At 54.1% G+C, this 11,952-nt stretch carries 9 protein-coding genes and 2 pseudogenes; all 11 read left to right on the top strand.

What is annotated here, in order from left to right; translation table 11 throughout:
• Positions 1-250: 250 nt before the first annotated feature.
• A pseudogene (locus tag GQF03_RS02370) lies at positions 251-763 on the top strand (IS6 family transposase); the annotation flags it as partial.
• Between the two features lie 193 nt (positions 764-956).
• Positions 957-1,072: pseudogene (locus GQF03_RS19155) on the top strand (IS6 family transposase); the annotation flags it as partial.
• 141 nt (positions 1,073-1,213) lie between these two features.
• Positions 1,214-1,912, top strand: a complete 699-nt coding sequence (locus GQF03_RS02365; protein WP_161337579.1) for a GntR family transcriptional regulator — start codon at positions 1,214-1,216, stop codon at positions 1,910-1,912.
• A 13-nt stretch (positions 1,913-1,925) separates the two neighbouring features.
• A complete protein-coding gene (locus GQF03_RS02360; RefSeq protein ID WP_161337578.1) occupies positions 1,926-3,209 on the top strand; it encodes a CaiB/BaiF CoA transferase family protein in 1,284 nt (427 codons plus the stop codon).
• Complete coding sequence (locus GQF03_RS02355) at positions 3,206-4,765, top strand: acyl-CoA carboxylase subunit beta (protein WP_161337577.1); 1,560 nt, start codon at positions 3,206-3,208, stop codon at positions 4,763-4,765. The genes GQF03_RS02360 and GQF03_RS02355 overlap by 4 nt, the downstream gene beginning before the upstream one ends.
• Before the next feature lie 24 nt (positions 4,766-4,789).
• A complete protein-coding gene (locus tag GQF03_RS02350) occupies positions 4,790-5,011 on the top strand; it encodes an acyl-CoA carboxylase biotin carboxyl carrier protein subunit (RefSeq protein WP_162858404.1) in 222 nt (73 codons plus the stop codon).
• Complete coding sequence (locus GQF03_RS02345) at positions 4,993-6,609, top strand: acyl-CoA carboxylase subunit beta (protein ID WP_206673072.1); 1,617 nt, start codon at positions 4,993-4,995, stop codon at positions 6,607-6,609. Before GQF03_RS02350 ends, GQF03_RS02345 begins: the two co-directional genes overlap by 19 nt.
• A 77-nt stretch (positions 6,610-6,686) precedes the next feature.
• Positions 6,687-7,667 carry a TAXI family TRAP transporter solute-binding subunit gene (locus tag GQF03_RS02340; protein WP_161337576.1) on the top strand — a complete coding sequence of 327 codons (981 nt, stop codon included), beginning with the start codon at positions 6,687-6,689 and terminating at the stop codon, positions 7,665-7,667.
• A 137-nt stretch (positions 7,668-7,804) separates the two neighbouring features.
• Positions 7,805-9,793, top strand: a complete 1,989-nt coding sequence (locus GQF03_RS02335; RefSeq protein ID WP_161337575.1) for a TRAP transporter permease — start codon at positions 7,805-7,807, stop codon at positions 9,791-9,793.
• Positions 9,794-9,832: 39 nt separating this feature from the next.
• Positions 9,833-11,203 carry an acetyl-CoA carboxylase biotin carboxylase subunit gene (locus tag GQF03_RS02330; protein ID WP_161337574.1) on the top strand — a complete coding sequence of 457 codons (1,371 nt, stop codon included), beginning with the start codon at positions 9,833-9,835 and terminating at the stop codon, positions 11,201-11,203.
• A 90-nt stretch (positions 11,204-11,293) separates the two neighbouring features.
• Positions 11,294-11,638 (top strand): DDE-type integrase/transposase/recombinase, encoded by a 345-nt coding sequence (locus GQF03_RS19150; protein ID WP_161337573.1) that lies wholly within the window; start codon positions 11,294-11,296, stop codon positions 11,636-11,638.
• Positions 11,639-11,952 lie beyond the last annotated feature (314 nt).

The raw sequence follows: 11,952 nt of genomic DNA, 5'->3' as shown, positions 1-11,952 counted from the left end.
CTATCAGCCCATGCTTCTCATCACACTGGAAACACTCTTCATCGCCGCCTGGGTTCTTATCGGTGGCACTTATCTTTTTTCTTGAATTGTCACGTCAATAACTGAATAAATTACTGAATGTAGTGGCAATGAAATTTGGGTGTGCAGTTGATGCTCTTTTATTAAAGTACAATCAATTTTAACGCTCTGGTCTGGTACTGTCAGAAGAAAATAGCTTGTCCCCCAATCTATTGCTTCTTACTCTCTCTGAATAACAGAACATAATCCATTTCGCTATTTTAAAACTTCACCTGAGATCATTCGCCTTGCGGTGATGATGTATGTCAGGTTTCCGCTTTCTCTTCGCAATGTCGAAGATCTTCTTCATGAACGCGGCATTGATATCTGCCATGAAACAGTCCGCTATTGGTGGAATAGATTTGGTCCCCTGTTTGCGCGCGAGATCCGTAAGAAACGACTTCATCCTTCTTCCCGGAATCACTCCAACTGGCGATGGCACCTGGACGAAGTATTTGTGAAGATCAATGGCGAGACATATTACCTGTGGCGTGCCGTTGACCACGAGGGTGAGATTCTGGAAGCCTTTGTTTCCAAGCGACGCGACCGCCAGGCAGCAATGGTTTTTCTTAAGAAAATCATGAAACGGTATGGGAAACCTCAAGTGATTGTAACGGACAGATTGCGTTCTTACCGTGCCGCGATGAAGGTAATTGGNCTATCAGCCCATGCTTCTCATCACACTGGAAACACTCTTCATCGCCGCCTGGGTTCTTATCGGTGGCACTTATCTTTTTTCGTGAACTGTCACGTCAATAACTGAATAAATTACAGAAAGGGTACTGTCAGAAAAAATTGTCTAGTCTCGCAATTTTTCGTTTCCTCCTCTGCATGAATAAAAAAAACATCATTCATTCCACTATTTCAAAACGTCACCTGTAACCATCCGCCTTGCGGTGATGATCTAAGTCAGGTTTCCATTTTTCTGTGAAAAAATGAAGCTCTTCTGCACGAACGGGGCATCGATATCTGTTATGAGACCGTCCGTCATTGGGGGCACCAGTTCGGCCATTTAATTTACGTGGGATATGCGAAAAACCTGACTTTATTCTTCCCAGATTTATCAGCAACAAAATTGTTAAATATATTGTTGACAATATTATTGGCAATTCCTATCGTTTGCATAATAGGGAAATCAAATATTCAAAAGAATAATATGAACAACAAAAACGTCACAAAATTTCCAGTGGTCGACCCAAATCAGAAATCAGCGGGCTCAGACACAGACAAACTGGTTGTCGAGCTACGGCGGCGGATCGTGAATAATCTGATGCCCCCCGGGTCCCGTATTCGAGAGAATGAGCTGGCGGAGGAATTTTCTGTTTCGCGATCCCGGGTTCGCGACGCGTTCGGCATTCTGGAAGAGCGCGGCCTGATCGAGCGAATTCCGAACAAGGGCGCCGTTGTCATGCGGTTGGAGGCAGACAGCTTTCTGGAGCTGTTTGACGTTCGTGAAGTGCTGGAAGGCCTGATGGTCCGGCTGGCAACACAGAATACCGAGCCTGAATATTGGGACGATCTGATCGCGCTTTTCGGGGACGATCTGGAAAAGGCCGTCGCGGAAAATGATTTCAACGCCTATATGGCGGCCATCGCGGAATTTCGCCGGAGCTGCATTGATGCTGCGGGCAGCGGAACGCTCCAGGGGTTGCTGGACGATATCTATGACCGGGTGCTGAGCATGACAAGGCGGCTGATGCTGGTGCCGGGCCGGGCAAGTGAAGGGTTCCGTCAGCATCGGGAAATTTTGCAGGCCATGCGCGCCGGTGATGTTGAACTGGCGGAGGACCTGAAGCGCAAGAATATTCGCAGCGCCCGGCAATGGTTTCTCAAATTCAACGACTTTCTGCTGTGAGAGCGGTCCGCTGATGACAGCAGATGATAAAAACAAAAGAAGTGGCGCGGGTCCGCTTAGGGGACTGCGTGTTATTGAGCTGGGCTCTACTGTCGCCGGACCGTTCTGCGCAAGATTGATGGCCGACTTTGGCGCCGATGTCATCAAGGTGGAGCAGCCGGAGGGAGATGCGGTGCGCTCCATGGGCACGCGCCGGGAGGGGCGGTCGCTCTACGGAACGTCCATTTTCCGGAACAAGCGGATTGTATCCATCAATATGCGGCAGGAGGAGGGGCGACAACTCGTGCGGCGTTTATGTCTGGGCGCGGATATTGTGGTCGAGAATTTTCGCCCTGGTACGCTGGAGCGCTGGGAGCTCGGGTATGACGATCTCAAGAAAGAGAATCCGGGCCTGATCCTTGTCCGGATCAGTGGCTTTGGTCAGTCCGGCCCCTATAGCAACCGGAGCGGCTATGGCGTGGTTGGCGAGGCTGTCAGCGGACTTCGCGAGATTACGGGTGATCCCGACAGGCCGCCACCCCGTGTTGCGACGTCACTCACCGATTACATCACCGGCCTTTATGGCGCTTTCGGCGCGATGATGGCGGTGGTTGAGCGTCATCGCACGGGTGTCGGTCAGGTAGTCGATGCCGCCCTTTACGAATCTTCCTTCAGCTTTATGGAGCCGCATGTACCGGCGTTTCAACAACTTGGAAAAATCGCGGAGCGGGCCGGGTCGCGGCTGCCCGGCAATACGCCGAACTCGATATACCCCACGCTGGACAATCGCTTTGTCGTGATTGCGGCGGCGTCTGATCCGGTTTTCTATCGGCTCGCTGAGGTGATCGGAAAGCCGGAACTTGCGGAGGAACCAAAATTCAGGACGGCCGTTGCCCGTGCTGAGAATGAGGATGACTGCGACCGCCATATCAGCGACTGGACCCGGACAAAATCAGTCGAGCAGATCGAGGAAGAACTTCTGGCGGCGAATGTCCCGGCGGCTCGTATCTACAAAATGGATGACATATTCGATGATCCGCATTTTCAGGCGCGGGAGATGCTCGTTCATGCGGCGGATCCGGCGCTCGGTGATGTCGCCGTTGCTGGCGTGGTGCCGAAACTCTCGGGCACGCCGGGCGCGATATGGCGGGCCGGCGCCCAGTGCGGGGAGGATACATATGATGTCCTTGAGAGCGAGCTGCATCTTTCCCGCCAGGAGATTGAACGGCTCGAGAAAAACGCGACGGTAAAAAGCCACACGGCTTCAATCGGTCATGAAAAAGAACAAGAAGAAAAATCAGTTGGAGCAAGTAAATGAGTGAGGATGCTATCCCCGAAACTCTCGAAGATCACCTGAAGCTTCTGCGCGCGCGCGAAGATGTGGCGCGGCAGATGGGGGGCAAGGAGAAAATTGCACGGCGCGAGGCGGCCGGGCTCATGAATGCCCGGAGCCGTCTAGACGCGCTACTCGATCCGGGCAGCTTCTCGGAAAACGGTCTCCTCGGTGTTTCCACGGTTTTTGACGAGGACCGGGAGAAAACACCGGCGGATGGTAAGGTCGCCGGATTTGGCCTGATTGATAACCGTATGGTCGGTGTGGTCTCCAATGACTTTACGGTCAAGGGAGCTTCCTCCAGCGTGACCAACATGAAGAAGATTGGTCATATCAAGCGGACGGCGACCGATCGCGGCTTCCCCCTGATCTTTCTCGGAGAATCTTCCGGCGCGCGGATGCCGGACAATATGGGATCGGAAGGCATGGGTACCATGCTCGGCAATGATCCCCATCAATATGCGCGGGTGCGCGAGACACCCTGGGTTTCAGCGGTTCTTGGTCAGTGTTTTGGTTCTTCCGCTTGGTATTCATGTCTTGCTGATTTTACGGTCATGCGCAAAGGCGCCGTTTTCGCGGTGGCGAGCCCGGCATTGGCGTCCCTTGCCATTGGGCAGAAGGTCGAACCTGAAGATCTGGGCGGCTGGAAACTCCACAGCGAGGAGACAGGCTTGGTCGATCGTGTCGTCGATACGGACGAGGAAGCTCTCGCGGAAATCCGGAAGTTCCTGTCGTACATGCCCTCTCATAATGGCGAAACGCCACCACTGGCGCCGGTCCCGGAGGGAAGCGATAAGGAAGCGGAGAAGATTACGAAGATTCTGCCCGATAGTCGCAAGCGTGGCTATGATGTCCGCAAGATTATCAACTGCATCGTCGATCTGGAGAGCTTTTTCGAGTTCAAGCCGCGCTTTGGGCGGACGGCCGTAACCGGCCTTGGCCGTCTGGATGGCGGGGTTGTCGGTATCGTCGCTAATAATCCGATTGCCAAAGCCGGCGCGCTGGATGTGGCCGGCTGTGAAAAGGTGACTCGTTTTCTGGTGATGTGCGACTCCTTCAATATTCCGATCGTCATGCTGGTGGATACACCAGGCTTCGTGATCGGCATCGAGGGCGAGAAAAAGAAGGCGCCGGGTAAGATCATGAACTTCATGACGGCCCTGCAAATGTGCACGGTGCCCAAGCTTTCCGTGATCATGCGCAAGAGTTATGGACAGGCGTATCTCAATATGGGAGGCGGGCGGAATTCCGATTCTGTCGCCGCCTGGCCGACCGCCGAAGTCAGTTTCATGGACCCGCAATATGCCACCGAGGTGGTCACCTGGGGGCGCGAAGTCAGTGATGAGGAAAAGCAGGCCATCCGGGACGAGATGGAGCGCAACAGCACCTATCTCGGGCTTGCCCAGATTTTTGCGGCACAGAACGTTATCGCTCCGCAGGACACCCGGAGATATCTCATTGAAGAACTCAAAATTCAGCAGTTGAGACGCACACGCGGGATCGGCCGCCATAACCTGGCCAACTGGCCGACAACCTTTTAAACGCCGCAAATTGGAGAGACTTGTATGACCATCACGAATGTTGCTTCCGAGGTAATTGGCTCGGTCTGGAAAGTGGAAATGAAAGTGGGTGACGCGGTCAAAACCGGCGACACCATCATGATTCTGGAATCGATGAAAATGGAAATCCCGGTCGAGGCGCCGGTCGACGGCACGCTTGCCGAGTTGAAAGTCCAACCCGAAGAATCGGTGGATGAGGATCAGGTGCTATGCACGATCGAAAGCTGAAATCCGACAATAACAAAGCTGGTCAGGGCGAGGGCGCCGCAAGTACCATGAATGAGGAACTTCGATTTCGCCGCCTTGCCGCCCTTGAAATGGGTGGGCCGGAGGCGATCAAGCGGCAGCATGCCAACGGCCGGCTGACGGTTCGAGAGCGTTTTGCCAGGCTGCTTGATGAGGAAAGTCTTCGCGAGATCGGAACTCTTGGTGGTTCCGGGGAATATGACGAAAATAACAAGTTGGTGCGGGTCACCCCGGCGCCCTATGTGGCCGGTATGGCGCGCGTCAATGGCCGTCCCGTTGCCATTGGCGGTGAGGATTTTACCGTGCGCGGCGGAACGACCTTTGGCGCGGCGCGGCGCAAGGGCGGGCAGGGCGGCTTTATCGAAGATCTCGCCCATTACTATAAAATTCCTCTGGTCAATCTGATTGACGGAGCCGGAGGAACGGTGACTTCGGCCAAGAAGCGCGGTTATGTTGCGTTTCCGGGAGTTCATGGTTTTGAACGATCGGTTCAGCTTCTTGGGGAGGTCCCTGTCGTCTCCGCTGTGTTGGGAACTGCGGCCGGGGGGCCAGCGGGACGCGCAATTCTATCGCATTTCTCGATCATGGTTCGCGGGACGAGCCAGATTTTTGCGGCAGGCCCGCCCGTTGTGAAGCGGTCATTGGGGCGCGATATCCATAAGGAGGAGCTTGGCGGTGCGTCGGTGGCCGTTGACAAGGCCGGGACAATCCATAATGCGGTTGACACGGAGGACGAGGCATTTGAGCAGATTCGCCGTTTCCTCAGTTTCATGCCGCAGAATGTATGGGAACTGCCGCCTGTCCTGCCCTGCGACGATCCGGTTGATCGCTGCGAGATAAAGCTGCGGGATATAGTGCCAGAAAAGCGGACGCAGCCCTACAGCATGCATGATCTCATTGATCTTGTTGTCGACAAGGGTTCTGTCTTTGAAATCCAGCCGACGAATGGAAAATCGGTCATCACATCACTTGCGCGGCTGGACGGTCGCCCGGTTGGCGTCATTGCGAATAATCCGAAGTTCTATTCCGGTGCGATGGATGCCTCCTCGGCTCATAAGCAGATCCACTTTATGGAGCTGTGCGATACCTTTCACATTCCGCTGGTCTTCCTTGTAGATGTACCCGGCTTTATGGTGGGTCTGAAAGCGGAGCAGGAAGCGACCTTGCGCGAAGGAATGCGAGCTGTTTACGTGGCCGGCCAGTTGACCGTGCCGACGATCACGGTGGTGATCCGAAAATGTTATGGCATGGCCGGGATGGCCACCTGCAACAAGAACGATATCGATCTGAAAATAAGCTGGCCGACGGGAGAATGGGGTTCCCTGCCGGTGGAAGGCGGCGTTGCCGCCGCGTTCCGCCGTGACATCGAGAGCGCTGACGATCCCAAAGCCAGGGAAAAAGAACTGGAAGCGGAACTCAGGGCCTATGCCTCGCCGTTCAGGACAGCAGAAGCGTTTGCGGTCGAGGAAATAATCGATCCAAGTGAAACCCGCCCGATCCTTTGCGAGTTTATTGCGCTCGCGGAAAGTCGTCTCAGGGCCAATCTCGGCCCGAAAGGAAAGGCGGGAGTATCACCCTGACGGGTGCCATGCCGGTGGCGGTAGAAACGACATTGCCGAAAGCGGATTTAATTTTTCTAACAGGGAAGGAAATAACAATGAAAATACGTAACAGTCTCGCGGCCATTTGTGCCGTATTTATGGTAGCCGGCGGTGCGCAAGCCGCCGACCGGATTGCGTTTGGTACTACGGCACTTAAATCAGTTCATTACACCTACGCCGCTGCGGCGGCCAAGGCGATTAACGAGAAATCGGGCGAGGCCGTTGATATTACGGTTATTTCGACTGGTGGCGCCGTCGATAACCTCAAGCGGATCGGCCAGGGCCAGATTAACATGGGCCTTGGAACATATGCTACGATCTATCAGGCTTATAAGGGGATCGGGAAGTTCGAGGGCAATGCCATGCCGAACCTCCGCGGTCTCTGGGTGCATGCGCCAGCCCTCCAGGCCTGGGTTGTTCGCGAAGATTCCGGAATCAAGTCCATCTCTGATCTTGCGGGTAAGGAATTCACCCCCGGCCAGCGTGGTTCCGCGACAGAGCAGTTGGCGATCCAGATGCTGGAGGCGGTTGATGTGAAGCCGGAACTCTTCCGGGCCAGCCTCGCGGACGCCGTGGCTGCGGTGAAGGACAATCGGTCAAACGGCTATGTGAAAGCAGGCGGAACGGCAGTTCTTGACGGTACAACCCTTGAACTGATGGCCTTCACGCCCATTCGCCTTCTTGGGTTCACGGAAGAAGAAGTGGCGAAGGTCAAGGAAAAATTCCCTTTCATCAACTTCCAGAAATACAAGGATAATGAAGTGGAGAATTTCCCGGCCTTTACATCGCCGGTACAGGTTATCGGTCAGTTCGCGCTTGCCGACAGCCTGACAGATGAACAGGTGATTGCCATCCTTGAAGGCGTCGTCGACAACCCCGGACCGCAGGTCGCGGCGTTTCCGTCGTTCGGCAAGCTGGACGTGATGCAGGATTCACTGAACCTGATTACCATTCCGCTTCATAGCGGCGCGGTGAAGTTCTACCGCTCGCGTGGGCTGGACGTGCCTGAACGGCTTATTCCTCCGGAAATGAAGTAACAAAGCAGGTATTGCAGATACCGGTCTGGCGCGTATTGCGCGCTGGACCTTTCCGCAATGCAAAATGAACGGCGCATGTAACAGGCGCGCCTTCATCAAAAAATCAGCTCGAATAATAGTGCGGCAGGGAAAAGCAGATGAGCGTGGGAGACGTACTAAAAGACGAAGACGAGGAACGCGGGCTTGACGCATTGCCCCGGCTTTACCGTCCTGTCATGTGGGCTCTTTGTATGGCCCTTGTCCTGTTTCAGCTTTACACCGCCGGTTTCGGGCAATTACCCCCCTTGTCGCAACGAGCTATTCATGTCGGTCTGGGGCTCACCATCGTCTTTCTGGGCTTTGCCCGCTTTTATGGTGCCGCCGCAGGCGGGTATAAATTTGCCCGCATCATAGATATAATTTTTGCTGCGCTGGCCATTGCCACGACGGTCTATATCCTGACCCAGGAAGCCAGGATCACGGAATCTTTCATTCTCACTGTCCGTCCCGTTGAACTTGTCTTCGGATCCATTCTGACAATCATTTTGCTCATCGCCGCCTGGCGGACCACCGGACCGGCGCTTCCCGTTCTTGCGATTGTCATGCTGCTCTATACGTTGCTCGGGCAGTATATCCCCGGCACATGGGGGCATCCGGGTTTTGATTTTACCTATCTGATAGAGCATTTGTATCTTGGTACCGAGGGGATATGGGGAACGGTTACGGGCCTTTCCGCCAACCTTATTGCCATTTTTATCATTTTTGGCGCCTTTCTCATGGCGACAGGGGCGGCGCAGACATTTATGGATATGGCGCTGATTGCGGCCGGGCGGTTTCCGGGCGGCGCGGCCAAGGTCGCGACGGTCTCAAGCGCGCTGTTCGGCATGCTGAATGGGGCGGCCGTTGCCAATGTCGCCAGCACGGGTGCGTTTACCATTCCCGCCATGAAACGACTGGGTTACAAGTCAAAATTTGCCGGCGCAGTTGAGGCAACAGCCTCTTCCGGGGGTCAGATTACCCCGCCGATTATGGGGGCAGGGGCCTTTGTGATGGCGGAGCTGCTTTCGGTTCCGTATCTGGACATCGTCTATGCCGCGATTATTCCCGCCCTATTGTTTTACGCCTGCGTCTGGATGTCGATTGACGTCGAGGCCCGTCGTGAGAATATGCGCTCCTTCGAGGAAAAGGACATCCCAACAAAAGAGGAAGTTCTGGCGCCGGGTCGGATCGGCCCGCTCGTCGTCACACTCGGAGTATTGCTGACGAGCATGTTTTCAGGGAATACGCCGACGCTCGCGGCGTTCTACGCTATCTGCACGAATGTCGGGCTGTATCTGCTGATCGGCCTGTTCGGCGGTAACGATCTGAAAGAGAGATTTGCGAATTTGCAAAAGGCAGTTGTCGCCGCCGCTTTCGGCATTACGGGTATCCTTGCCTTGCTGGTGACCGCGCAGCTCTCTCTTTCCCTTATCGGATTGACCGGTTCCGGGATCAAGCTGTCGGAAACGATCGTCAATATCGGGGATGGCCAGATTTTCATCGGAGTCATTCTGTCCATGCTGGTGGCGTTGGTGCTGGGTATGGGAATGCCGACGACGGCGGCTTATCTGCTGGCGGCGGCGGTTGCCGCTCCGGCGTTGATCAGCCTCGACATCGATCCGCTGGTTGCGCATTTCGTTGTTTTCTATTCCGCCTTGCTGTCGGCCCTGACGCCTCCCGTCTGCACGGCGGTGTTCACGGCGGCGGTAATTGCGAAAACGGACTGGTGGTCTGTCTCCATCGTCTCGATACGGCTCGCCTTGATGAAATATCTTTTGCCGCTCTTTTTCGTGTTCCGGCCGGCCGTTCTTTTGGAAGCCGGAACAGGGGAAATTATATGGTCGCTGATCATGGGGCTTATTGCGTCGATGTTGATGGCGATCGGAGGCGGACGGTTTTACCGCAAGCGGATATCGCCGCCATTTGCCATATTCCTTGTTGTTACGGGGGCGTTGATTGCCGCGAATGAATGGTGGATTGACGCGGCAGCCATATTGGTGCTTGGAGTCGTCGTTATCAGTCAGCGGCGCTCCATCTGGCTATTGGAGCAAGAGCAGGCAGCAAAACTTGCCCCGGCTCCAAATTCAGCCGCGCGCAATCAGGACTAAATTCCAAATACCAATCGAAGTGATAATTGAAAGAGCACAATGAAAACTGTTGAGAAACTGCTGATTGCCAATCGCGGTGAAATTGCCTGCCGTATAATTCGTACCTGCAAGAAGATGGGGATAAAGACTGTTTCCGTGTATTCGGAAGCGGATCGGGAGGCATTGCATGTCAGAATTGCCGATGAGGCTTATGAAATCGGGCCGCCGCCGGTGAATGAGAGCTATCTGGATGTTAGGGCAATCCTTCGGGTTATGCAGGAAAGCGGAGCAAATGCGGTTCATCCGGGATATGGATTGCTCGCGGAGAATGCCGCATTTGCCCGGGCGGTCCAGGAAGCGGGCCATCTGTGGATCGGGCCTGATCCGGCAACGATTGACGCCATGGGTGACAAGGAACGGGCGCGCGCACTTGCAATAAGCCTAGGCGTGCCGGTGGCGCCCGGCAGCGGTCGATTCCAGCCCAGCGACGACGTTGATAAGAAAGATATTGCCGATAAGATTGGCTATCCATTGTTGATCAAAGCGGCGGCAGGTGGCGGCGGTATCGGAATGCGTGCCGTCTCGTCCGCGGAAGAACTTGACGCACAAATCGAAACGACGCAAAAGCTGGCAGGACGCATTTTCGGCGATCCTTCCGTTTTTCTTGAAAGATATGTGGCAAATGCGCGCCATGTCGAAGTTCAGATATTCGGCTTTGGGAATGGTGAGGGCATTCATCTTTTTGATCGCGACTGCACGATACAGCGTCGCTTCCAGAAAATTATAGAAGAGGCACCGGCACCGGCGTTACCGAAAGATATTCGCATCCGAATGCAGGAAGCGGCCCTTATTTTGGTTCGGCACCAATCCTACCTCGGCGCGGGTACCGTCGAGTTTATCTATGATTGCGACCGGAAGGATTTCTACTTTCTCGAAATGAATACACGTATCCAGGTGGAACATGCCGTGACGGAAATGGTCACCGGGATTGATCTGGTTCGTTGGCAGATCGAGGCCGCAACGGGGGCATTCACGGCGGCCAGACAGGAAGATTTTGACCTGACCGGGCATGCCCTGGAATGTCGTATTTATGCCGAACGGCCGGAGAAAAATTTCATGCCTTCTCCTGGCACCCTGACCTGTCTTCAGTTTCCGGAGCAGACGGACGACCTCCGCATTGACACCGGTGTTGAACAAGGGGACAAAATCACCCCTTACTATGATCCCATGATTGCCAAAATTGTTGCTTCAGGCCCAGACCGTGCAGCCGCCATTTCCAGAATGAGGACGGCCCTGTCGCAAACGAAGATCGAAGGCCCTGGTTGTAATCTCGCGTTTCTTTTGATGGTGTTAACGGATCCGGATTTTGAGAAGGTCGATATTACCACCAATTACATTGAAAGAAGGCATCGTCAGAAGAAAATTGCCTGATGGTCTTTTTTTCGCTGACCAGCCGCCGAGCATGACAAGTTAGAGCCGCTTTCGCGTTTTCAAAACTCTCCTGATATCATCCGCCTGGCGATGATGATGTATCTCCGATTTCCGCTTACACTTCGAAATGTTGAAGACCTTCTTCATGAACGCGGCGTACGAAAGGTACTTTTGGAGGCATACGGACATCAATTCCCATCAATCTTTCGNGGTCGTTGGTTGAACAATCGCTGTGAGAACTCCCATCTTCCTTTCCGGCGACGAGAGCAGGCGATGCTAAAATTCAGGCGCGGGCGAAGTTTGCAGAAGTTCGTCTCAATCCACTCATCATTCCACAACCACTTCAACCATGAGCGTCACTTAACCAAGCGAAAAATATACAAGCTTCAAAGAAATACCGCACTGGCCGAGTGGCGGCAACTTAGTGCGGCATAGTAGGGGCGCCTTACTGGCAATTTGCGTCAAACAGAGACGGGGTCGCATTCGTCTGACAGCACCGAGAAATATTCAAGCGTGAAAGAAATACTACACTGACCGAGTGGCAGCAACTTAGTGCGGGGTAACAGGAGTGCTCTAATGGAAAATTGCGCCAAATAGGGACGAAGTCGCATTAGGTTGACAGCACCTTCTTCTCCCCAGGTCGGCCCAAAATTACCTTAGTTTGTATATTGATCATACCAGATGAAGCAGTAAAAAGACTGTTGCTGGTTGATATCATCGCCATGTCCTTTTTTATAAGAAATTATTGA

The sequence above is a fragment of the Sneathiella chungangensis genome (genome assembly GCF_009882935.1).
GTDB lineage: Bacteria > Pseudomonadota > Alphaproteobacteria > Sneathiellales > Sneathiellaceae > Sneathiella > Sneathiella chungangensis.
The sequence above is the reverse complement of the archived record's forward strand: the minus strand, read 5'-3'. Positions and strand labels throughout refer to the sequence as shown.